Origin of the sequence: Mediterranea sp. An20 (genome assembly GCF_002160055.1) — a bacterium.
Taxonomy (GTDB): Bacteria; Bacteroidota; Bacteroidia; order Bacteroidales; family Bacteroidaceae; genus Bacteroides; species Bacteroides avicola.
The window spans coordinates 1-24,261 of record NZ_NFJV01000005.1 but is presented as its reverse complement, the minus strand read 5'-3'; the positions used below and the strand labels follow the sequence as shown (position 1 = coordinate 24,261).

Here is a 24,261-nt window from a genome sequence, read left to right as displayed (position 1 = left end):
TGCCTGCCACAGTCAGATACCACCCATCAAAAGATTCCCGACAGTCCATTTGTTCAGTCCAGATATTCAATCTCGATGTCGTAATCCCAATCCGTGATATAGAGATTTCCTCCCTCCCACTCCACTTCACCGTGTTGGAAATCTACGGTTTCACTGCGCAGATAATGCTTGGCTGGGAACAAAGGCATTCCATAGTCCTGATTAACAAGCATACGCCAAGAATCAACACCTCCACAGAAAAAATATTTTTCCTCTTCGCTGCGGGCAAGCGGGAAAATACCCAACGACTGGTCGACAGGAATCCACCCTATATCTTCCAGATATATTTCAGCCCAACCGTGCTGTTTCCACCCACCCGGATGCATCATAAAACCGCTCTGGAAACGAGCAGGAATGCCACTAACGCGACATAATGCAACAAACAAAAGGCTCAGCTGTCCGGAATCGCCATGACGGTTCTCCAATACATATTCCGGAATATTATCTATGGTAGAGTATTCTCTGGCTGATGCCCATGGGAAGTGATCATGAATCCAGCGGAAGATACGGCACACCTTCAGCCAGGGATTCGGTTCATCGGCAGTCAGGCTATCTGCCAGACTTCTTAACTGTGGAGTAAAAACAACATGTTGCTTCCGTTCAGCAGTAAATTCCTTATAAAGGGGAGAATCCGTGTGGTAAGGTTTCACTTCTTCTGCCCGTATGGGATGCCATTCGCCATAAGAAGTGTACTCGAAAGTTTCGGAAAAGACGGTAGGACATCCTGCCACTGCCCGCTTCTCCATATAAAGTGTACTATGACTGTATCCGGCAGATGCCAGCACATATTCCGGCTCGCTGGTAACCAATAGTTTCACATCACGCTGCCTTGGATGGTCAGTCCGGGGGTAAGGCAACCAGCAGCGTACTATCTTACCGGCCGGAACCACGTTAGTATCCACTGTCAGTGTATATGTAACCCGCATACGTCTGGGCGCAACTATCGGGGTTCCGTCCTGTCGCACAGCTGCCATGATTTCGGGGATATTTTCACTGTCCACTTGTTCCGTCACACTGGCGACAGAGCCTTCCCGGGCCACTTTAATATCCCGGCAGGTTGGATCTAAACGGAAAAGATTAGGGCCGGCATTACGGAAATAGCGTTTCTCACCATCCAGTTCCATACACTCCAGCACCTTGTCGTGCTCCCAAGCACGCATCTGTTCATCGGTCACATCGGGAATGTATTTGCGGATGTAGTCTTTCACCTGCGACTCCGTCAGACAGAAATCAGTGAGCAAACGCTGATGCAAATCCTGTTCCCATGAATAAGTCTGCGAAGCGGAATTTCTCTGACAAGCCGACACTAATACCAGGCAAGCCATGATGTATAACAAACCTCTCATGCCTCAATCCTCCACTCTTATCACACCGATACCGGGCAAATCTGGCAAGGTAATTTTGCCCTTTATCACTTCCATCCCCCGGAAACGGTCGTTGGCAATAAGCAGTGCCCCGTCCAAATCGGCAAAATCCACAGCAGGCGAAAGCTGCGCAGCAGCAGAGACAGCACACGATGTTTCCGTCATACACCCCACCATGACTCCCATGTCCAAAGCCCGCGCCAGATTCAACATCTTCCAAGCCTCCCGCATACCAGTACACTTCATTAGCTTGATGTTAATACCCGTAAAGGCACCCTTCAGTCCGACTATATCCTTCAAGCGTTGAACGGATTCATCGGCAAATATAGGCAGAGGGCTTTGCTGGGTAATCCAAGCCGTATCATCCAACCGGTTCTTGGGCATGGGTTGCTCCACCATGACAATGCCCTGCTCCTTCAACCAATAAATCATGTCAAGCGCATATTGGCGGTCGGTCCACCCCTGATTGGCATCGACCGCTATGGGCAGATTGGTTACAGAACGGATAGTTTCAATCATTGCCTTGTCATTGTCAAGCCCCAGTTTCACTTTGAGAATATTGAACCGACCGGCACATTCTTCTGTTTTCTTACGCACCACATCAGGTGTATCCATCCCGATGGTATAGGTTGTTGAAGGAGTTTTCTCCCTGTCCAATCCCCACAGCTTATACCAAGGCGTCTGAAGCAGTTTGCCTACCAAATCATGCAAAGCAATATCCACCGCAGCCTTGGCAGCTGCATTTCCCTCAGAGAGTCCATCGACATAAGCCAATATATCTTCCAGCTGAAAGGGGTCGGCAAAGCGTCCTATCTTGCCTTGCAAATCTCGCAGAAATCCCATCACGCTCTCCATCGTACCCAATTCTTCCTGCAAATAAGGAGGCATGGAGGCTTCTCCATAACCAATGACACCGTCATATTCTATTTCGACCTGCACATCCGGTGTGGTCGACCGCGAATACGAGGCCACCGTAAACACATGACGCAACTTCAGCTCGTAAGGGAAAAAACGCAGCCTCATGCGGGGGACTACCCCGGCTCGGGAATTAATATGAAAACGAGGGATTGTTTCCACGCTACCTGCCCAAATCTGGTTGGCAGCCCATCCGGCACCCAATGCGGCAAACGCTGCTGTCTTCAGAAATTCTCTACGGTTCTGCATAAATACCTGTGGGTTTTAATGATAAAAGTCATTGGTAGCCGTAGTGTTCAGGGCTGGCTGGCTGCCGATATAAGGCAAGACACGTGCGGCAAACAACAGACGGTTCAAATTAAATGCGTCGAACAGTTCATCTTGCGGGTCAAAGCTACTGATGTGAACATCCCCCTGCGAATGAATGAAACGCTTATTACCTATATATATAGCCACATGCACCACCCGCTCTTTTTTTGTAGAAGTAGCCCTGCGGCCGAAGAAAATCAGGTCGCCGGGCTGCAGATTGGAAAAGTCGGGCGCGATGTCGATATGTTCGCCCACATAAGCCTGCTGCGAAGCATCACGCGGAATGATAATGTCGTGCATGAACAATACGGTACGCACAAAGCCACTACAATCTACCCCTTTCGACGAAGTGCCTGCCCACAGATAGGGGACTCCCATCAGCGTACGGGCCGTGCGGATAATGTCGTCTGCACCCGTCTTCAGCGAAGATCTCCACTTGTCTTCAGGCATGGACAGAGACTGGTGGATATATCCCTTGCGACCGTCGGGATAAGACACCTGGTAGAAACTCCCTTTGCTGCCCTCCCACTTCAGACGGTTGCCTGCCACGATGTCAGACACCGGCTGCGAATGTTCGTCTGGCTCAGAATAGACAAACCCGTAGTGCGATGTCACTACTATTTTCGGCGCCCGGTTCCATGCTTTCAGTTCCGCCCGCGTCACCCGGTGTACGGCTACGGGATGTACCCAGGCTATATAGCGATCCGGCGTCTGAATGCGATACCATCCGTTGCATTGCAATACGCACACAGGCATACCCAGCAACCCCTGGGTGGTCATCTCCGACGAGAAATCGGGCGATACCCGCAGGTTGGCAACCGACAGGTTTAAGATGCCGTACACCTGTTCTCCCAGCTCCTGCGTGTCGGGCAATAACTCCAGACAATCCATCATACGATAGCCTCGTTCCGTCAAAGCATCAAGGAGAGTTTCCTTTGCCTTTGCCGAAGTGGTGACTCCTCGCAACATTACGTTTTTGCCCGAAAAGGCATAGTCCACGTCAAACAACGCCACTCGGCTGTCGGGCGCATACACTTGCTTCAGACTATCCGACAAACGGGCGACCTCGGCCGGCACAGTTTCTTGAGCTACAGTCGGCAGAAGAACTACCAGCCAAGAGGAAAGAAGAAAAAGAAACAATGCTTTTATCATGCTCTACAGGAGTTTACAAAATTCTGGCTTCAAAACTACACATTTCCCCACACAAATGCAAATCCACGCCTTGCTTATTTCCCATATTCCGCCCTTGTCACCTGCCTATCACTTCATGGTGCCTTCATTAATCCGATGAGCTACAGACTGGGTGTATAACACTGATTATCAGCGTCTCCTTCTTATACCTTCTCAGCAGATTCCTTATACTTTGGAAACCGACTTCTTATACCTCCGAAACAGGTATCTTCCTTATAAGAAGAAAAGCCGACTTCGCACGCATGCCTGCATTTGACAGAAAAGTCGTACTTTTGCACCCATAAACCATCCTGAAGAAAGAAAACTAACATGCCGACAAAGATTCTTTGGATAGACCTGAACAGTTCATACGCCCACTCCTCGCTAGCACTACCGGCTCTCCATGCCCAAGTGGCCAACCGTGAAGATGTGGAATGGGAAATTGTATCGGCCACCGTCAACGAAAATCCCGGTCCCATGGTGAGCTGCATCTACCGCAGCCGTCCAGACATTCTGGCAGGAACAGCCTGGCTGTTCAACCACGAAATGCTGCTGCATATCGCCTCACGTGCCAAAGCTCTGCTGCCCGAATGCATACTGGCATTGGGAGGACCGGAGTTTCTGGGCGACAACGAAGCCTACCTGCGCCGCCACCCCTATATAAACTGTGTCTTTCGGGGTGAGGGAGAAGAAGCGTTTGCTCAATGGCTGTCCTGTTGGAACCGCCCCGAACAATGGAGCACAGTGGATGGGTTGTGCTACCTGAATGCGTCCGACGGCATCTATACCGACCAGGGCATCGCCCGCGTGCAGCACTTCGACCGGCTGGCATCACCCGAAGAAAGCTACTTATTCAACTGGAGCAAGCCTTTCGTGCAATTGGAAACTACACGAGGATGCTTCAATACCTGCGCCTTTTGTGTAAGCGGAGGCGAAAAACCGGTACGAACCCTCTCCATCGACACCATTGCCCGCCGCCTGGAAAATATCCGACGACATGGTATCCACGACGTACGAGTATTGGATAGAACGTTCAACTACCATCCGGAACGCGCCCGCCAACTGCTCCTGCTCTTCCGACAATTCCATCCCGACCTGCGCTTCCATTTGGAGATTCACCCCGCCTTACTCACCCCTCCACTGAAAGAACTGCTGGCAGAAATGCCTTCCGGACTGCTCCACCTGGAAGCCGGCATACAAAGCCTGCACGAGGATGTGCTCTGCACCAGCCGACGGGCAGGAGGACTGAAAGAATCGCTGGAGGGGCTGCACTACCTATGCTCCCTGCCCAACGTCGTCACCCATGCCGATCTCATTGCTGGCTTGCCCCTCTACCACCTGAAACAGATTTTCGACGATATTCGCACCTTGGCCGATTACCGGGCCGGAGAAATCCAGTTGGAATCTCTAAAAGTACTGCCCGGCACCGAAATGCGCCGGCGGGCCTCCGAATGGGGCATCAGCTACTCACCTCTCCCGCCTTATGAAGTATTGATGACCCGGGAAATTACCCCGGAGGAACTGCAAACAGCCCGCCTGCTGTCGCGCCTGCTGGACGGATTCTATAACAGCGAAGCATGGCAGGAAGTCACCAGAACACTCATCCTGCACGATACGGACTTTCTTCCTGCTTTTCTCGACGAACTTATCCGGCTGAATGTCATCGACCAACCACTGAGCCTGGAACGCAGAGGCTTCCTTCTTTATGACTTCTGCCAAAAGCACTATCCCACCTTTGCCCGACAAGTCAGCCAGGCATGGATAGAAGCCGGACTGTCGCTCAAAAAAAAGCCAGCCGAAAAAGTACGGACCAAGCGTCAGACTCCCCCCGAACACTGGCAGGTGCTGAAAGGACACTACCACCCCGGACTACGACTGTGCTTCCTGCCTGCAGACACAGAAGCCGGACAAGGAATCTGGTATGGTTACGAATCAGAAATACAAGCCGTACGCCCCGTATTCAAAGCTGTCGGCACAGAATAAATCTGTTCTTTCTCCTTTTTGGCAATTAGGCAAAAAAGTCATACCTTTGCGCCCGTTTTTCAGGATAACCCCAAACTTACTAAAGAAATGCATTCATTGAATGAACTAAAAGACATTACTCACTTTTTGCTGGAGTATGCCAACCGCCTGATGGGTTCGGGCGTACATACCTCACGTGTAGTGCGTAACACATGCCGTATCGGCCACTCGCTGGATGTGGAAACCAATGTATGCGTATTGCAACGCAACCTCATTGTAAGCGTGCGCGACACCGAAAGCCACGAAGTGTACAACGAAATGGCAGCTATCCCCGCCTTTCCCATCAGCTTTGAACTGAACGCCGAGTTGAGTGCCCTGAGCTGGGATGCTTACGACAACCGCCTTCCACTGGCCGACTTGCGCAAGAAGTATGCCGAAATCATCGCCCGTCCCAAGATGGACCCTCTATGCACCTTGTTCCTCGTGGCCTTTGCCAATGCGTCCTTCTGTGCCTTGTTCGGAGGCGACTGGACATCGCGGGGCATTGTTTTCTCTGCCACACTTATCGGCTTCTACATCCGCCAGGTCATGCAGAAGAAACACATCAACCATTACATCGTCTTCATGGTATCAGCCTTTGCTGCCTCACTGGCAGCCTCATCGGCTCTTACACTTGACACGACTTCAGAAGTGGCCATAGCTACCAGTGTATTGTTTCTGGTGCCGGGCGTTCCCTTGCTGAACGGAGTTATCGACATTGTAGAAGGACACGTCATCACCGGTTGCAGTCGGCTCATCCAAGCCTTGCTGCTGGTACTGTGCATAGCCGTGGGACTTTCGTTCACACTGATGCTGGTACGCAACAGTCTGTTATAAAAACGGCTGGCCTACACCTATTTTATATATATACACTCTATTAACAATAAAGTAATACGATATGATGATTTTCGATATTATCACCGACGGGCTTTTTGCCGCCGTGGCAGCCATCGGCTTTGGCGCCATATCCGACCCACCCTTGCGCGCTTTCCCATCCATCGCCCTGCTGGCTGCTATCGGTCATGCACTACGTTTCTGCCTCATGACGTATGTCGGCATCGACATTGCTACGGCCTCGCTCTGTGCATCGTTCACTATCGGTATGGGAAGCCTGCTGCTGGGCAAGCGCATTCTCTGTCCGATGACGGTGCTCTACATCCCCGCTCTGCTGCCCATGATTCCAGGTATGTATGCCTATAAGACAGTATTCGCCCTCATCATGTTCATGCAGAACCTGGGTACCCCGGAAATGTTACAGAAATACATACAAGATATTTTCAGCAATGGCCTGGTGACGTGCAGCGTCATTTTCATGCTGGCCGTAGGAGCCACCTTCCCATTGTTTCTCTTCATCAACCGGGCCTTCTCAATGACAAGAAGGAAGAAAGCATAAAGAAAAAGATACATAACTATTATTCACCGAACTTATATAACACTAAACAATAAACCACCTATGGAAACTTTTTGGAATACCATTGCCGAATATAACCGGGGTACTTGGATAGCTCAATGCATCATTACACTGACCGGTATCGTGCTGACCATACTACTCTACCGACGTCCCACGATGGGAGTCAAACGCACCATGAAAGCTTACATGGTCTTTGTCAACGGATGGATAGCTGCCGTATATTATATGATTTATGGAGGAATCCGAAGCTACCACTACATCCTTGCCATCTTTTGGGGCATCCTGGCGCTTATCTGGCTGTGGGATCTGTGGACCAACTACACGACTTTCGAACGCAACCGCCGATACAGTTATCTGGTAGCCGTGCTCTACGCCATGCCCTTTCTCTATCCTTTGCTGTCGTGGGTGCGCGGCATGGAATTCCCGATGATGACCACCACCGTCATGCCCTGTTCGGTAGCGGTATTCACCATCGGTCTGCTGCTGGGCTTCTCGCGCAAGGTGAACCTGCTCATCATACTTTTCATCTGCCACTGGGCCCTCATCTCTTTCTCCAAAATATACGTCTACCACATACCCGAAGACGTACTTCTGGCAGCCTCCACTGTTCCTGCCATCTACCTGTTCTTCAAAAACTATTTCGACCAGAATCTGCATAAAGAGACCAAGCCCAGCGCCCGGTTCATGAACGGATTTCTTATCACCATCTGCGTCATTATCGGCATAGCACTCAGCCTGACGCTCATGAACGGGCTCATACGCTAAAACCTGTCAACCCCGAAAAAAGATGAGGGTACCCACGCGGAACACTGTTTCCGTTTGGATACCCTCATTTTTTTGCCAGTATGTCCATACATACTTGCCCGCCATTACATCAGATTGCTGGCCAGCTCGCTCAATTCGCTCCGTTCACCTTTTACCAGATTGACATGCGCAAAGAGTTTCTGGTCTTTCATACGGTCTATCATATAGACCAGGCCATTGGACTGACTGTCCAAATACGGCTGGTCAATCTGCTGAATGTCTCCCGTAAAGACCATCTTTGTGCCCTCACCAGCACGGGTGATGATGGTTTTGATTTCGTGCGGGGTCAGATTCTGAGCCTCGTCTACAATGCAATACGTATCGCTCAGGCTACGCCCGCGGATAAAGGCAAGTGCCTCGATGACGAGCTGCCCGCTCTTCTGCATATCATCCAGTCGCTTGAGTTCGGACGAAGTGGGCGAAAACTGATGCTTGATAACGTTCAAATTGTCAAACAAGGGCTGCATATAAGGCGCAACCTTCTCCTGGGCATCGCCGGGCAGGAAACCGATGTCTTTGTTGGACAACGCCACAACGGGACGCGCCAGTAATATCTGCTTATAGTCACTCATCTGGCTCAACGCGGCCGCTAGTGCCAGTAGCGTTTTTCCAGTACCGGCCTTGCCAGTCAGTGCCACCAGCTTAACATTCGGATCATCCAAAATCTCGAAAGCAAAACTCTGCTCGGCATTGCGCGGCTCAATGCCATAGTTTTTCGACTTCGACACACGCACCACCGTGCGGTCGAAAGGATTATAACGGGCCAGCACACTGTTGCGGTCGCTCTTGAGAATGAAGCACTCGTTGGGATGAACCACATCGCGGAAGTCGAACTCGCCAATATCAATACCCTCGCGCGAAGAATAAATGCGGTCAATGAGTGCCGGGTCAATACCCTCAAAGACTTCATTGGACTTTTCGAAGATGTCCACATTCATCACCTTGTCGTTGATATAATCCTCGCACAACAGGCCGATGGAACGGGCTTTCATGCGCAGGTTTACATCTTTCGTGACAAGAATAGTCTTCATGTCCGGGTGCTTGCGGCACAACCAATCAGTCACAGCCAGGATGCGATGGTCGGGAATCGATTCGGGAAACGATTCCGATACACGCGGGGCATCAATACGGCCGGTCACGACAAACAGTCGCCCCATTCCCTCGCCCAAGCTAGCTCCCCGGGTAAACAGGTCATCGTCAGTAATAAGATCCAACTGACGGACAAACTCACGCGCATTGTAATTAATTTGCTCATTGCCTTTCTTGAACTTATCCAACTCCTCCAGCACCACGATGGGCAGATAGATATCGTTTTCCTGGAAGTTCTGCAGGCAGTTGTAATCATGCAAAATGACATTTGTGTCAATCACAAAGTTTTTCTTGGCTCCCATATACGTTAGATTTAAATAGTTAATACTAAATTTGCCGTTGCTTAAAATAAACAATCCAAGGGAACAAAGGGTTTTTGGCTCCCTGGTTAAATATTTCAAAAGATGAACTATCAAGACACCTTAGAGTACTTGTACAACAGTGCGCCCATGTTCCAGCAAGTTGGAGCAGGCGCTTACAAAGAAGGACTGGAAAATACACGGGCATTGGATGCCCACTTCCGGCACCCGCATGAACATTTCCGCTCCCTGCATATTGCCGGTACCAACGGGAAAGGCTCTTGCTCGCACACGCTGGCTGCCATACTGCAATCGGCAGGATATCGTGTGGGGCTTTACACCTCCCCTCATCTGGTAGACTTCCGCGAGCGGATTCGCGTCAATGGCCAACCGATATCCGAGGACTATGTTATCCGTTTTGTAGAAGAGGAACGTGCTTTCTTCGAGCCCTTGTCTCCCTCGTTCTTCGAACTGACAACCGCCATGGCATTCAAATACTTTGCCGATGAAAAAGTGGACGTGGCAGTAGTGGAGGTAGGTTTAGGAGGACGGTTAGACTGTACGAACATCATCCACCCGGACTTGTGTATCATTACCAACATCAGTCTGGACCATACCCAGTTCTTAGGACACACCTTAGCCCAGATTGCAGGCGAAAAAGCCGGCATCATCAAGCCGGGTATCCCTATAGTTATCGGAGAAACAACTCCTGAAACCAGACCTGTTTTCTACCAAAAAGCCCAAGAAGAAGGTGCACCCATACATTGGGCTGAAGAGGAAGGACATGAAAATGATTACCCCGGACTCTCCTTCGAACTAAAAGGACTTTACCAAGAGAAAAACCGCCGCACACTGCTGACAGCCCTGCCGATACTAAAGGAAATAGGCTACCGCCTGACGGAAAACGACATCCGTCAAGGCTTCGCACACGTGGTGGAACTGACCGGGCTGATGGGGCGCTGGCAAAAGCTGCAGGATTCTCCTACACTGATATGCGACACAGGACATAACACAGGAGGCATCGCCTACATAGCCCAACAACTCCGGGCGCAACCCTGCCACCGCCTGCACATCGTGCTGGGAATGGTGAATGACAAAGATATCCGCGGAGTGCTGGCCCTGCTACCCCACGAAGCCGACTATTATTTCACACAGGCCAGTGTGAAACGCGCCCTGCCTGCCGATGAATTAGCCCGTTTGGGAACAGAAGCTGGGCTGAAGGGAGAAGCCTTTGCCAATGTACCGGCAGCTGTACGCGCTGCACAAAAAAGAAGCCTCCCCGAAGACTTTATCTTCGTAGGAGGCAGTACGTTTGTTGTGGCCGACCTTTTATCGAACCGCAATGCACTCAATCTCTACTGACGCACCCTTGGGCAGTGCATCGACAGCTACGGCTGAACGGGCGGGGAAAGGTGCTTCAAAATACGTGGCATAAACCTCGTTCATCTCGCCAAACAACGACATATCCTCGAGGAATACGGTGGTTTTCACAACATCACCCATTGTGAGGCCAGCCTCCTCCAGGATGTGCTTGATGTTCTCCAACGACTGACGCGTCTGTGCTTGAGCTCCTTGAGCCATCTCACCTGTTTCTGCATTGATAGGCAACTGTCCTGAAACGAACACCATTCCGCCTGCCTCAATGGCCTGGCTGTAAGGGCCGATAGCTCCCGGCGCCTTCTTACTGTTGATTGCTTTTTTCATAATCTGTATTCTCCTTTCTTCTTAAAAGGTTAAATATATTGGTAATTCATCTATTTACAATACTTTTCTATCAATGCATCCACATTGGGATCGCCTAATTCTTTGGCCTTGGCAAAAGCTTCACATGCTTCAGCATTCTTCTTAAGCTGTATGTAAGCCTGTCCTAAAAGCCGATAACCTTCCGCATACTTCTCATCCAGTTTCAAAGCCTCCTGCAACACCTTGACAGCTTCTTCACTGCGCCCTACCCGGATATTGACCACAGCCAGTTCTGCCCGGTAAAGCATATTCTGAGGCGCCAGTTCAATGGCTTTATTCAAATCGTCAAGCGCCCGCTGATATTGATGAGCCTCCAAGGCTGCCTGCTCACGATAATAATAGAATACATCATTGACATTGCCGTTCACTGCCTTGAAATAAGCATCATAATCCAACATGGCTTTCCGGGCTTGTCCATCATTCAACAAAGCTTGTGCCCGAGCCAAAAGATAGGGAGCAGCCGCATCAGAATAAGGCTGTCGGCAATGAGCCACACAACTGTCTAATAAAGCAACAATCTCCGAAGAAGGAGCCTTCAACATCTCTTTGGCCTGGGCTGCACTGAAGAAAGTGGCAGGCGAAGCAAGTTCTGACCGGTTTACTTCTTCATAAGCAGACAGAGCTGCAGCATAATCTTGTTTGAAGAAAAGAATATCTCCTTCCATTTGCTTATATACTGGCAAAGGCTGCAAAGCCACCGCCTCACGAATTTCCGTCAAAGCTTTGTCTATATTCCAATCCTTATAAGGCTGAGCCGGATTGGTTAATAGATAATTATAAATTGTCTTAGCCCGGTTAAAACGGACATCAGCCTTGTTTGCAGCAACGTTCAAAGCCTGATCCAAATCAGCCTCCACTAATTGCATAGCAGCCTCATCCTGCGTTTGAGCCAAACGATTGGTAGCCCTCCGCAAATAGCCTTCAGCACTCTGGGGATATTGGGCAACATAATCGTCAAGCACCTGAGCGTATTTTTCGGGAGAAAGTTCTGAAGAAACAATATAAAGAAAGACCAAAGCCTGTTCTTCCGTATCGGGCAGCGCCTTCTTAATGCCAATATCAGACAAAGCCGTATTGCTATATGATAACGCGGAAATGGCTTGAGCCATGGCATAACGGGCATCGACAGCATAACAGATAGTAGCCGTATCTTGCCCGGATGACTTTTGAGCCAGTCCGAAAACAGCTCCCTCGGCTGTTGTAAGTGGACAGCTTATCATTTTATCCTTTAAACGCATATCCAGCGTATAATAAAGATAATCCTTCTCCATTTTATCAGCAGCCTTTACCTTTCCTTCTGCACACATACGATCTTTCTGTGTGGAATAAGGTAACAAATACACCTGAGCACCTACCGCAGGTGCAACAGAGGATAACGGAAGAAAAGTAACCTTTTTAGACGTAATATTCACACGGAACTTCACGACATCGTACATATCGTCTGCCCCCATGATATTCTCTACATCCATCTGCTCACCTTCGCTATTGATAACTACTGCCCTTTGTGCCCCCTTAAACAGAGAATAGTCAGACAAAGCGATACCGTCTTCGGATACAAAAAAGCCATTGCCTGTATTCAACAGCTGGTCATTTTTGTCATACGTTACCACAGAAAATACGGCCCGCTTCGCTTTTTCCACCCATTTCGGTGTCTGAGCCACACTCCACTGAATCAACCAGAAAAGAGATAAGAATAATAATATTGCCTTTTTCATATTCATTCAACTATTCTTTGTTTTACTGCTTCATAAATAAGGACTCCTGCGGCAACCGACACGTTGAGCGACTCAATGGTGCCCCGCATAGGAATACGCACCCATTCATCACATAAAGCCAAATTGTCATAGGAAACTCCTCTGTCTTCAGCTCCCATAATAAGACACAAAGGACCTTTATAATCTGCCTTCGAATAATCGTAATCACCTTTCTCCGTCGCGGCAATAAGCCGAAATCCACATTCCTTCAGATAACGAAGAGTTTCAGTCAGATTTCGCTCCCGACAAACTGGAAGCTTATGCAAAGCCCCCGCTGAAGTTTTCACGGCATCTGCATTGACAGAAACACTATTGGTTGTAGGAATTACAACAGCATCAACACCTGCACATTCACAGGTACGGGCTATGGCACCGAAATTACGCACATCGGTAATGCCATCCAAAGCGATGAAAAAAGGTTCCTTCCCTTCCTCGAAGAGCATAGGTACGAGATTTTCTACCCGCTGATAGACAACTGCTGAAAGATAAGCAATCACGCCCTGATGATTTTTGCGTGTAATACGATTCAGACGTTCTACCGGTACTCTTTGCAAGGGAATACCCGTACCTTTCAATGCAGCCAACAACTCCTTAGCCAAATCGCCTTGAAGATCTTTTTTCATCAAGATTTTATCTACTTCCTTTCCGGCCTGCAATGCTTCCAACACTGCCCGTATGCCAAATATCATCTCATTTTTATCTGTCATATATTTACATATTATTTCTTTCCTAATAAGGCACGTGCATTATTCAATGCTGCCTCCGTCAGCGTGGCCCCACTCAACATGTGGGCGATTTCTTCCACTCTTTCCGCATCTGTCAAACGACGGATATGGCTATTCGTTTCGGTCTCATTATCCTTTTTATACACCTTATAATGTGTATGTCCACGCGCTGCAATTTGCGGCAAATGGGTAATACTTATTACTTGCCGCTCATTATCGGCCATCTCCTGCATAATGTCGGCCATACGGTCGGCTATTTCACCGGATACGCCCGTATCTATTTCGTCAAACACAATGGTAGGCAATTGCACAGCTCCGGCAATCATAGCTTTTACCGAAAGCATAACACGGGCAATTTCTCCCCCCGAAGCCACGGATGAGATATTCTGCAATGTCCCGTTCTTGTTCGCTGAAAAAAGGAAGTTTACCGTATTCATTCCATGTACACCCGGTTCCTTCCTACGCCCCATGTCTACTACAAATCGCACATTAGGCATCCCCAGAGGTATCAAACGGGTAGCCATCTGAAGCTCTACTTCTTGTGCAGCCCGCTTACGAGCCTCAGTCAACGAGTCGGCATGTCGGCATACTTCCACATATAAATGTTCACAACGTTGTTTCAAAACCTCCAAATCATCGTCCGAAGAAGTTATCGCGGCCAGCCGGGAGGCATACTCGTCCCGTAAAGTAATCAACTCAGCTACTGTACTTACGCGATGCTTTTGCTGCAAAGTATATATCTGATTCAAGCGCTCATTTATTTCTGCCAATCGTTCAGGATTGAACTCAATGCTTTCTTCCCGGCCAGATACTTCCTGAGAAATATCTTTCAATTCTACATACGAGCTTTCCAAACGGACAGCCAGTTCTTCTGCTCCAGGATATACCTGCTGAAGCCCTGTCATGACATTACAGCACTCTTTCAACCCCGTCAGCAAACCGCCCTCATCACTGCTGAGCACCTGGACTACTCTGTACAAGCCAGCCTTGATGTCTTCTGCATGACTCAGTGTTTCAGCCTCCTGTTCCAATTCCTCCTGCTCACCTGCGACAAGATGAGCTTCGTCCAATTGTTCCCATTGAAAGCGTACATAATCTTCGTCAGCCTTGTCACGAGTCATCCGTTCTTTTAACTGTTCCAATTCATTTTGAGCCAGTTTCCATTCCTTATATACTTTCTGATAAGCATTCAGTTCTTCTTCATCGTGAGCTAACAAGTCCAATACATTCAACTGAAAACCTTCTTTGTTCAGCAACAGATTCTGATGTTGAGAATGAATGTCTATAAGTTGCTCCCCCAATTCCTTCATCTGAGATAGCTGAGCCGGCGTATCGTTGATAAAAGCCCTGCTTTTTCCTGAAGCATACAACTCCCGACGCAAAATGCATTCATCTTCATAATCCAGTTCGTTTTCCTCGAAGAAAGCCTTCATATTATAACGGGAAATATCAAATCGGGCCTCAATAATGCACTTGGAAGCTCCTGCCCGAATAGACCTTACATCGGCACGTTGTCCCAACAGCAGACCAATAGCACCCAGAATGATAGATTTTCCCGCCCCGGTTTCACCCGTAATGACAGAAAATCCCCGTTCAAAACCGATATCCAGCTTTTCTATCAGGGCATAGTTCTGTATGTAAAGCGAATGTAACATAAACTCAGGATTTATTCTTCAATACTTCTACCAACCGGTCTACAATATCTTCCGCCACTTCCGTCTTAGGCTTCAACGGATAATCATTCTTTCCTTTATGGTCTATGATACTGATCTTATTGGTATCACAACGAAATCCGGCACCCTCATCTTTCAATGAGTTCAAAACGATAAAGTCCAGATTCTTTCGCATCAGTTTATCTTTAGCGTTCCAAGTCTCATCGTTCGTTTCAAGAGCGAAGCCCACCAAAACTTTCCGTTCATCTTTCCGTTTCAATTCACCAAGTGAAGCTGCTATGTCGCGCGTAGGTTTCAACGCCAATAAAAGATCTCCAGTCTTTTCACGCTTCATTTTTTCCATCTCAACGTGAGCTGGCGTATAATCTGCTACGGCTGCTGTCATAATGGCTGCATCTGCTTCTGCAAAAGCCGCTACTGAGGCATCATACATTTCTGCAGCAGACTCTACACGACAATGCCTGTACATAGGGAAATGCGTAACTTGCAGCATCGGACCACTCACCAAAATGACCTTGGCACCACGGGCCGCACATTCATCGGCAATGGCTATGCCCATTTTCCCCGACGAATAATTGCCAATGAAACGAACCGGATCTATCTTCTCATAAGTAGGCCCCGCCGTTATTAGAACTGTTTTCCCCAGCAAATCTCCTCCACGACCAGCAAAATACTCCTCCAGACAAAGAATAATATTTTCCGGCTCTTCCATCCGGCCTTTACCTACAAGATGGCTGGCCAATTCTCCGGTTCCCGGTTCAATGATGTGATTTCCCCAAGAACGGAGCCTATCTAAATTAGCCTGCGTAGAAGGATGGGCATACATATCCAAATCCATTGCCGGTGCTACAAAAACTGGAGCTTTCATGGAAAGATAGGTTGTTATCAACATATTGTCGGCAACACCATGAGCCATTTTACCAATAGTAGATGCCGTAGCCGGAGCAATAAGCATAGCATCAGCCCATAAGCCAATATCAACGTGACTATTCCATGTACCGTCACGCTGGGCAAAAAACTCACTGATAACCGGTTTGCTGGTAAGTGCCGACAAAGTAATAGGAGTAATAAACTCTTTGCCTGCCGGTGTTATAACCACTTGCACTTCAGCCCCTTTTTTTATCAGCCCCCGAATAATATAACATGCTTTATAAGCAGCTATACTTCCAGTGATGCCCAGCACGATTTTCTTTCCTTTCAACATATTAGTCATAACACAAAGATTATCGTTGCGTCAATTCGCGCAAACGTATTTTAGTCAGCATAGCCTTCGTATTCAGCGTAAAGTCATTGTTCAGTATCCAACCATAATATCCGGGATCACGCTTTAGCACCTCAGCCACCGAAATGCCCTTATACTTGCCAAAATTAAAAATCTCCACTCCCTTGTCATCATAGACCATCCGTCCGGCAAAGTCGACATTTTTGGTAAAACTGGAGTACTCCGACAAGAAATTAATATCATTTTTCAACTCCGGGTAACGGTCCAATTGAGCCATCAGCACCTCATACGTGGCGCGTGTATCTCCTTCGGCAGAATGAGCATCCTCCAGATTCTTCCCGCAATAGAATTTATATGCGGCCGACAGAGTGCGCTGCTCCATCTTATGGAAAATGACTTGCACATCTACAAACTTCCTCCGACTCAAATCAATGTCTACACCGGCACGCAAGAACTCCTCTGCCAATACCGGAATATCAAAACGGTTAGAATTAAAGCCGGCCAGGTCACAACCTTCAATATCATGCGCGATATTGCGCGCCACATCTTTGAAAGTGGGACAATCTTTTACGTCTTCATCATAAATACCATGCACCGCCGATGATTCCTCCGGTATATGCATTTCCGGATTGATGCGCATTGTTTTAGTCTCTTCATTGCCATTTGGATAAACTTTCAGATAGCAAATCTCAACAATACGATCGCTATTGATATTAGTTCCCGTTGTTTCCAAATCGAAGAAAACAAGAGGATTCCTCAGATTCAATTTCATTTTCAATTTCCGTTAAACGATATATACAAAAAGACCATACAAGACCGTTTAATCATTCAACATCATAGGCATCAGCAACATCAAAAGATCTTCGTTCTCCTCCTGCTCCACAGGAATAATTACACCTGCCCGAGAAGGGTCAGCCAATTCTATAAACACTTCTTCAGCAGAAATATTATTAAGAATATCAATCAGGAAAGTCGATTTGAAACCAATACTCATAGGAGTTCCTGCATATTGACAAACCAGCATTTCTTCAGCCGAAGTGGAGAAGTCGATGTCCTGGGCAGAGACAACAATTCTGTTTCCTTCCATGCGCAACTTGATAAGGCTGCTCGCCTGAGAAGAGAAAATAGACACACGGCGCAAAGCACCAATAAGTTGCAAACGGTCGACCGTAATTTTATTGGGATTATTCTTAGGAATAACAGAATTATAGTTCGGATAACGTCCTTCTATCAAGCGACATACCATGCGATAGTTCTCCAATATAAAAGACGCATTACGGTCGTCAAACTCCAGATGCACCGTTCCCTGCTCCTTGGCCAAAAGATTCTTTATCAGATTAGCAGGCTTCTTAGGCAAAATGAAAGCAGCCCGCTCACTACCATGTGCTGCCAATGTTTTGCAACGCACCAATTTATGTCCATCAGAAGCTACCATCGTAATGTCTTCAGCTGTAATATCAAAATAGATACCATTCATTACAGGACGCAGTTCATCGTCGGCTGTAGCAAAAAGAGCCCGATTAATACCGTTCAACAACACTTGAGCATCCATCTCAACCTTCACTGCACCATCGCCCAATACGACAGGGGTAGGAAATTCATCGGCATTTTGTCCCACCAAATTATATGTTCCATTCTGATACTGCACGGTTATTTCCAGAGTATTCAAATTCACCTCAAAAGTCAGAGGCTGTTCAGGAATCTCTTTCAAAGCATCCAACAAAGTACGGGCCACTACGGCAAATCTGCCGTCAGAATCACTCTCCACTACTTCCAGAGAAGTCACCATGGTAGTTTCACTGTCAGACACTGTCACCGACAAAGTACCATCCTGTAATTCAAAAAGGAAACAATCCAAAATAGGCAGTGCGTTCTTAGAATTTATCACGCGGCTGACAGCCTGCAAATGAGAAGAAAGCACCGTACTCGAAACGACAAATTTCATATCTTCTTATTATTATATGTTTGATTCTTGCTTCACTATTAAGAGCCTATTTAAATTTTCCTCTTTTAGATTTATATTCAGCTTCTTTTGAGCCTCTTTCCGGTCTCTTTTCCCGGCATACTTCGTCACGTAGCCCGCTACGTTCCTCAGTACACCGGAAAAATATCCTCGGAAACAGCACTCAAAATAAAGCTGAGCAAAATTTAAACAAGCTCTAATGACGGACAAAGTTAGAAAAAGAATTGCCTATGGCAAAGAAATCAGAAGAAAAAACAGCCGATTATTCGTCACGTATGCCTAAAAAATTGTATCTTCGCCGCGTTAACAAAAAGAGCAACATGGAATTTATAGGAAAAATCATTGCTGTACTTCCTTTAAAGAAAGGAATTGGCAAAACATCGGGCAACGAATGGCAGGCACAAGAATATGTAATCGAAGATAGCGCCAGTGGTCAATATCCCCGACGCATGTGTTTTGAAGTATTTGGAGCTGACAGGATTGCCCAATTCAACATCCAGCAAGGTCAAGAGCTGAAGGTATCTTTCGACATCGATGCCAACCAGTGGCAAGACCGGTGGTTTAACCGCATCCGTGCCTGGAAAGTAGAACCTGCAATGTCTGCAGCTGCCTCCCCCGCCGGTGCACCAGTACCTCCTCCTGCCCCCACAGCAGCACCAGACTTCCTGGCCGGTGATTCTAAGGACGACCTGCCCTTCTGATTTTACAAAAATTATCAGAACAAACAGAGTGAGAATATGTAGCTTCAGACGAACGCATATTCTCACTTTCCATTTTTATCCTTAATATCCAGCTAAAGCAAGAGAGGGTCATTGTCTGCCAACAACCCTCTCTTGCTTTAGTCCGTATATTCAAAAAGTTCCTTGTCAATCAACATCCGGCGTAATCAACTTATACCCTTTGCCATGGATATTGATAATCTCAATGGAATCATCTTCTTTCAGATGTTTGCGCAATTTGGTAATATACACATCCATACTACGTGCATTGAAATAATTGTCATCAATCCAAATAGTCTTCAAGGCAAAATCGCGCTGCAAAATTTCATTAGCATGTGCACAAAGCAACCCCAACAGCTCCGATTCTTTAGTAGTCAGTTTCGTCTGCTTCTCAGGAGTAGACAATATCTGCTTTTGTGTATCAAAAGTAAATTTACCAATTTTATAGATATTGCTTTCCTTGTTCTTCTTGCCTCGCACACGACGCAAAATAGCCTCGATACGGAATGTCAGTTCTTCCATGCTGAAAGGCTTGGTTATATAATCGTCTGCTCCTATCTTGAATCCTTCCAGAATATCTTCCTTCAGAGTTTTGGCAGTCAAGAAGATAATGGGAATCTCCGAATTGGCGGCACGAACCTCCTGTGCCAAAGTAAAACCATCTTTTTTCGGCATCATCACATCAAACACGCACAAGTCGTACTTGTTCTTCAAGAAAGCCTTATAACCAGCTTCACCATCGGGAAACAAGTCGGCAGCATATCCTTTAGCCTGTAAATATTCCCGCAAAAGCATGCCAAGATTCTCGTCATCTTCGCACAATAAAATACGCAATTTCTCGTCCATATCCATCAATTTTTAATTAGAGGTAATGCAATTATAAATTTTGTTCCAATATTCAGTTCACTTTCTGCCCGGATGACCCCCTTATGGTCAGCGATGATTTTCTTCACATAAGCCAATCCGAGTCCGAAGCCTTTTACATCGTGCAGATTACCCGTATGCACGCGGTAAAACTTATCAAAGATCTTTTTCAGGTTCTCTTTCTTGATACCAATACCATTGTCCTGAACGGAAATCATCATTTTGCCGGGTTCATTCCATGTCTTGACAACCAGCAACAAATCCACATCCGGACGTTTATATTTCACAGCATTGTCCATCAAGTTGAAAATCACATTCGTTATGTGCATCTCATCAGCTTCTACAATAGAATCTGCAGCCTCCAGTTCCGTCTCTATCTTGCCATTATAACGCTCAACTTTCAGGGCAAATGTATTCACCACACCGGCAATCAACTCGTTCATGTCCAGTTCTTTCATCTTCAAGGTAGCCTTTTGGCGGTCAAACATTGACATCTGCAAGACTTTTTCCACCTGAAACCTCAGACGCTTGGTTTCATCATTGATCACACCCGATATATGCTGGAACATCGCAGGCGATTTTCCCACGGCGGGGTCTTTCAGCATCTGGGCAGCCAACGAAATGGTTGAAATAGGCGTCTTAAATTCATGCGTCATATTGTTGATAAAGTCATTCTTCATTTCTGTCAACTTCTTCTGACGGAATACGATATATATCGTAAAAATAAAGGTTATCAACAGTACGAAGGTGAATATCATTGACGGAATCATAAAGCTCACCGAATCATAAATATAGTTCTGGCGCTCCGGAAAATGAATGCGCACTACACTCATTTTGGCAGGCGGATCGTTCAGAAACAAGGGTTGGGAATATGAATTTTCGCTTCCCACATCATTGTAATCGCCACAGCGGTACACTTCCCTACCGTTCCCGTCAATCACTCTAAAATGATAACTCAAATCTATACCGTTATCTATCAGACCAGATTGGAGGTATTCATCCAACTTCTTGAAGTTCACGCGTTCCTGCACCGGCTTGTCACTCGCATTGTAAATCATCTTCCACACCACATCATCCACCAACGCACGCTGATACAGATAACGGTTCTTCAACATATCCGCAATAGTACGCGAAGTCTTAGGAATGGTTTTCATGCCATGTTTTCTCGAAATCATCGCACGGGGCAACCGCGACGGTTCCCGGCTGAAACTCTTGAATTCAATGGAAGAATGTACAGTACCATTCCCTAAGAAAGTCGTAGAGCGGTTGGTCTGAGTCACCACACTGTGATTGGACTGCTCCCAAGCCTTTTTCTCAGCCTCAGAAATATCCTCACGCAACCAGCGGTCTACCTCTTCCGATTCCACACTTTTCGAAGCAGCCATTAAAGCCCGTTTCACCGACTCATCAAACTGCTCGTTACGCATCTTGGCCATCTTCTCAATGTAGCTGATTTGCAAATACAGCAGACTGAGAAATGAAAGCCCCATAACGATGCCCAAAATCCATATAGTTGACTTTTTCATGACCGCAAAATTAACCATTCCTAATTAACATTCCGAATCGATTAACCTGATTTAACCGCATGTTCTTGTTAATTAACCGAATGGCTTTTTATAATTCGCACTCCATTCAGTATAACAACTCAAACTCGTCTTTGTTTGCAAATTTAATTAAAAATTAAACGCCACATTCACATTTCACCCTAATATTATTCACCGAAGAGCCTAATGCTATTTTCCGGATCAGGTTATTCCCATCGGCCATGCGACCTTCATGAAACGTAGCTTCCCCGCATCATTACTGCCAACTTCTACTCCCATACATTTCTCAACGGCGGATAAGCACCTCATCCAAAGATGTATATCCTTGCACCAGAAGGAAAATCAATCAACACAACAGCTACAATCCCTCAGCAAAATATTGCCAAGCGGTAAGCAAGAAACAGCTAAGCAATAAGCAAGATTCTGCTAAGCGATACGCAGCGAGCCTGTTACCATAAAGCGCTTCTTCACTGATTACCAGCAAAGTAAAAATATAGGTCTGACTTTCACAGATTAGTTTTTGAAGCTGGGCAGAACTACATGCTAATTGCTCCGTCTGTTCTCCAGGCAAGGATCACACAAATTCAGCTTCACTCAAAATCTAGTTTAATGAAGCTAAGGAACAGTCACGGATATATTATTTGTAAGATCCTTGTTCTTATCTTCAATGATAAACTCAATCCGTGGAAATAAGCTATTAGCAGAGAAAAAACATGAGAAAAAGACAAAAAAAGTCAGATATGTTTTGCCAGTCCAACAAAAGTGCTTATCTTTGCAGCGTCAAAAAGGGGTATTAGCTCATCTGGCTAGAGCGCGACACTGGCAGTGTCGAGGTGAGCGGTTCGAGTCCGCTATGCTCCACGATTCAAAACCCTCTGTTTTAGAGGGTTTTATCTTTTTCAAATTAGTGCTGGAAGTCCGTTTTGGATTAAAAAAAAGACAAATAATGCCACTTTTGGCATTAAGAACTTGTCGAAAACGAATCCAAAAAAATTATGACAACCATCAAATTAGCCGTTGTACCAGCCAAGGCTCTAAAATCCGGCAAGCATAAAATCCGAATAGCAATAGGACATAAACAGGAAACGAGATGCATCGTTACCAGATTCGTTGTGGACAGCCCTGACCAACTTCGAGATGGTCAGATTGTCGGCCGCCCAGATGCTTCACGCATCAATATTAAATTGCGTAATCTGCTTAATTCGTATGAAGATGCATTGGACCGCATTAACACTAATTCATATACATGTACTCAGGTCGCTGAATATCTTTCAAATATCAAAGAAGGAAGCACCACCTTCTCCTCCGCTGCCGATGATTACATCCGCGACATGCTGAAAGAAGGTCGCAAAAGTACCGCTGCCCTTTATCAGAGAACCTGCGACTACTTCACCAGCTTTACACACATAGACATCATGCTGGATGGAATCACGCCACGAACCATCAAAGACTTCGACCTGTTCCTGCGCGACAAAGGGTTGAACCCGGTAACAAGAGGAACACACTTGGTACATATCAAGGCCATCATCAACCGAGCCATACGGGATAAGAAGGTTTCGTATGACACCCATCCATTCGAGTACTACGAGAAACCGGAAGGCAGCGTGCGCGAACTGGACATCAGCGTGGAAGATGTCAGGCTCATCCGTGACGCAGACGTGACAGAAAAATCCCTCCGTGTGGCTCGAGACCTCTTCATGCTCTCCTACTACCTGGGAGGCATCAATCTCGTAGACCTGATGCAGATTAATTTCAAGGGGCGTACCACCATAGAATACATCCGGCAGAAATCGAAGAACACGAAGAAGGGTGACAAGAAGGTGAGTTTCTCCATCCCGGAGGAAGCATGGCCTATCATCCAGCGTTGGATGGGGAAAAATGGGAAGCTGAATTTCGGCTACAAGTACACCTACGATAATTTCCGCAAGTACGTCACACACGAAATTGTCCGTCTTGGCGAACGATTGGGCATCCAACAACACGTAGTCTATTACTCAGCCCGGAAGTCTTTCGTGCAGCACGGCTTCGAGCTCGGCATCCCGCTGGAGACGCTGGAGTATTGCATCGGGCAAAGCATGAAAGCGAACCGCCCCATCTTCAACTACGTAAAAATAATGCGGAAACACGCGGATGAAGCCATCCGGAAGATATTGGATAACCTAAAGTGATTGGGATTCCACATAGGCTATCGCTTCGGCGGTAGCCTCTTCCCTTTCCTTCTTATCCTCGGACTTAAGCCGCCGTATCAGGTCCATATCTCCCGAAATTGCTTCTTTTATGAAACCTGAATATGTTACCACTATCTTATAATGCCCGTAGCCCATAAAAGCTGTATCAATCCGTATATTTTTCGACCTCATAATATTATATATATCTAAAGTGCAAATATGAAAAGAATCATTCATAAATAAAAATAAACCAAAGGATATTTGCACATAACCAAAAGAATATGTATTTTTGCATTGTAATCAAAAACAAGATGTATCATTTAAGACAACAAGCTATGACGAATGAAGAATTGGAAAAAGAGATTGAGAGCCTGTTTAAATTTTGCTCAGTAACATTCTTATCGCCGCCAGTTTCACCATTTCCTCAGCCGAATCGAACGTGAATTCGTAGTTCCGACAGAGCCTTCTATAATTATCGAACCAGG

General features: G+C 46.8%; 20 protein-coding genes and 1 tRNA gene. 8 read left to right on the top strand and 13 right to left on the bottom strand.

Translation table 11 applies throughout. From position 1 onward, the window contains the following. Positions 1-53 precede the first annotated feature (53 nt). The 3 genes from B5F34_RS04345 to B5F34_RS04335 are packed head-to-tail and all read right to left on the bottom strand — an operon-like array spanning position 54 to position 3,779. Complete coding sequence (locus B5F34_RS04345) at positions 54-1,385, bottom strand: transglutaminase domain-containing protein (protein ID WP_087335444.1); 1,332 nt, start codon at positions 1,383-1,385, stop codon at positions 54-56. A 3-nt stretch (positions 1,386-1,388) separates the two neighbouring features. Continuing rightward, entirely contained in the window at positions 1,389-2,567 is a 1,179-nt protein-coding gene (locus B5F34_RS04340; protein WP_087335442.1) for a dipeptide epimerase, read from the bottom strand. A gap of 15 nt (positions 2,568-2,582) precedes the next feature. After that, positions 2,583-3,779: an NlpC/P60 family protein gene (locus B5F34_RS04335; RefSeq protein WP_087335440.1), complete on the bottom strand. Its 1,197-nt coding sequence runs from the start codon at positions 3,777-3,779 to the stop codon at positions 2,583-2,585. A gap of 348 nt (positions 3,780-4,127) precedes the next feature. Between B5F34_RS04335 and B5F34_RS04330 the strand changes: the two genes are divergently transcribed. The 4 genes from B5F34_RS04330 to B5F34_RS04315 all read left to right on the top strand — a co-directional run bounded on the left by B5F34_RS04330 (position 4,128) and on the right by B5F34_RS04315 (position 7,974). Further along, positions 4,128-5,780 (top strand): radical SAM protein, encoded by a 1,653-nt coding sequence (locus B5F34_RS04330; RefSeq protein ID WP_087335438.1) that lies wholly within the window; start codon positions 4,128-4,130, stop codon positions 5,778-5,780. 87 nt (positions 5,781-5,867) lie between these two features. Then, complete coding sequence (locus tag B5F34_RS04325; protein ID WP_087335436.1) at positions 5,868-6,635, top strand: threonine/serine exporter family protein; 768 nt, start codon at positions 5,868-5,870, stop codon at positions 6,633-6,635. Between the two features lie 61 nt (positions 6,636-6,696). Next, the gene (locus B5F34_RS04320) at positions 6,697-7,191 is read left to right on the top strand and encodes a threonine/serine exporter family protein (RefSeq protein WP_087335435.1); all 495 of its coding nucleotides are present in this window, start codon (positions 6,697-6,699) and stop codon (positions 7,189-7,191) included. Positions 7,192-7,251: 60 nt separating this feature from the next. Then, positions 7,252-7,974, top strand: a complete 723-nt coding sequence (locus B5F34_RS04315) for a DUF6064 family protein (protein ID WP_087335433.1) — start codon at positions 7,252-7,254, stop codon at positions 7,972-7,974. 104 nt (positions 7,975-8,078) lie between these two features. Here the strand turns inward: B5F34_RS04315 and B5F34_RS04310 are convergent, their stop codons facing one another. Continuing rightward, on the bottom strand, positions 8,079-9,404 hold the full coding sequence (locus tag B5F34_RS04310; RefSeq protein WP_087335431.1) for a PhoH family protein: 1,326 nt from the start codon (positions 9,402-9,404) through the stop codon (positions 8,079-8,081). Positions 9,405-9,506: 102 nt separating this feature from the next. On the opposite strand from B5F34_RS04310, the gene B5F34_RS04305 reads away from it, so the two are divergent. Next, on the top strand, positions 9,507-10,763 hold the full coding sequence (locus B5F34_RS04305; RefSeq protein WP_087335429.1) for a folylpolyglutamate synthase/dihydrofolate synthase family protein: 1,257 nt from the start codon (positions 9,507-9,509) through the stop codon (positions 10,761-10,763). Here B5F34_RS04305 and B5F34_RS04300 read toward each other — a convergent pair. Genes B5F34_RS04300 through dnaN form a run of 7 tightly spaced genes read right to left on the bottom strand, consistent with a single transcriptional unit; the run spans position 10,731 to position 18,463 of the window. Then, the gene (locus B5F34_RS04300) at positions 10,731-11,105 is read right to left on the bottom strand and encodes a RidA family protein (protein WP_087335427.1); all 375 of its coding nucleotides are present in this window, start codon (positions 11,103-11,105) and stop codon (positions 10,731-10,733) included. The two genes, B5F34_RS04305 and B5F34_RS04300, sit on opposite strands and share 33 nt — an antisense overlap. A 50-nt stretch (positions 11,106-11,155) precedes the next feature. Beyond that, on the bottom strand, positions 11,156-12,859 hold the full coding sequence (locus B5F34_RS04295) for a serine protease (RefSeq protein WP_087335652.1): 1,704 nt from the start codon (positions 12,857-12,859) through the stop codon (positions 11,156-11,158). Between the two features lie 2 nt (positions 12,860-12,861). Further along, positions 12,862-13,605, bottom strand: a complete 744-nt coding sequence (gene rlmB / locus B5F34_RS04290) for a 23S rRNA (guanosine(2251)-2'-O)-methyltransferase RlmB (protein ID WP_087335426.1) — start codon at positions 13,603-13,605, stop codon at positions 12,862-12,864. A gap of 11 nt (positions 13,606-13,616) precedes the next feature. Continuing rightward, a complete protein-coding gene (gene recN / locus B5F34_RS04285) occupies positions 13,617-15,278 on the bottom strand; it encodes a DNA repair protein RecN (protein WP_087335424.1) in 1,662 nt (553 codons plus the stop codon). 4 nt (positions 15,279-15,282) lie between these two features. Then, a complete protein-coding gene (gene coaBC, locus B5F34_RS04280) occupies positions 15,283-16,509 on the bottom strand; it encodes a bifunctional phosphopantothenoylcysteine decarboxylase/phosphopantothenate--cysteine ligase CoaBC (protein ID WP_087335422.1) in 1,227 nt (408 codons plus the stop codon). A 10-nt stretch (positions 16,510-16,519) separates the two neighbouring features. After that, positions 16,520-17,290, bottom strand: coding sequence for a 3'-5' exonuclease (locus B5F34_RS04275; protein ID WP_087335420.1), 771 nt, complete (start codon positions 17,288-17,290; stop codon positions 16,520-16,522). Positions 17,291-17,338: 48 nt separating this feature from the next. Continuing rightward, the gene (dnaN, locus tag B5F34_RS04270; protein WP_087335418.1) at positions 17,339-18,463 is read right to left on the bottom strand and encodes a DNA polymerase III subunit beta; all 1,125 of its coding nucleotides are present in this window, start codon (positions 18,461-18,463) and stop codon (positions 17,339-17,341) included. Between the two features lie 338 nt (positions 18,464-18,801). Between dnaN and B5F34_RS04265 the strand changes: the two genes are divergently transcribed. After that, the gene (locus tag B5F34_RS04265; protein WP_087335650.1) at positions 18,802-19,182 is read left to right on the top strand and encodes a DUF3127 domain-containing protein; all 381 of its coding nucleotides are present in this window, start codon (positions 18,802-18,804) and stop codon (positions 19,180-19,182) included. 165 nt (positions 19,183-19,347) lie between these two features. On the opposite strand, the gene B5F34_RS04260 is transcribed toward B5F34_RS04265, so the two are convergent. Both B5F34_RS04260 and B5F34_RS04255 read right to left on the bottom strand, forming a co-directional pair. Next, positions 19,348-20,046 carry a response regulator transcription factor gene (locus B5F34_RS04260; RefSeq protein ID WP_087335648.1) on the bottom strand — a complete coding sequence of 233 codons (699 nt, stop codon included), beginning with the start codon at positions 20,044-20,046 and terminating at the stop codon, positions 19,348-19,350. A gap of 5 nt (positions 20,047-20,051) precedes the next feature. Then, positions 20,052-21,590 carry a HAMP domain-containing sensor histidine kinase gene (locus B5F34_RS04255; protein ID WP_087335417.1) on the bottom strand — a complete coding sequence of 513 codons (1,539 nt, stop codon included), beginning with the start codon at positions 21,588-21,590 and terminating at the stop codon, positions 20,052-20,054. 805 nt (positions 21,591-22,395) lie between these two features. On the opposite strand from B5F34_RS04255, the gene B5F34_RS04250 reads away from it, so the two are divergent. Together B5F34_RS04250 and B5F34_RS04245 are read left to right on the top strand one after the other, a co-directional pair. Further along, positions 22,396-22,469: transfer RNA gene (locus B5F34_RS04250), tRNA-Ala, on the top strand. Between the two features lie 134 nt (positions 22,470-22,603). Beyond that, on the top strand, positions 22,604-23,776 hold the full coding sequence (locus B5F34_RS04245; protein ID WP_087335415.1) for a site-specific integrase: 1,173 nt from the start codon (positions 22,604-22,606) through the stop codon (positions 23,774-23,776). Positions 23,777-24,261 lie beyond the last annotated feature (485 nt).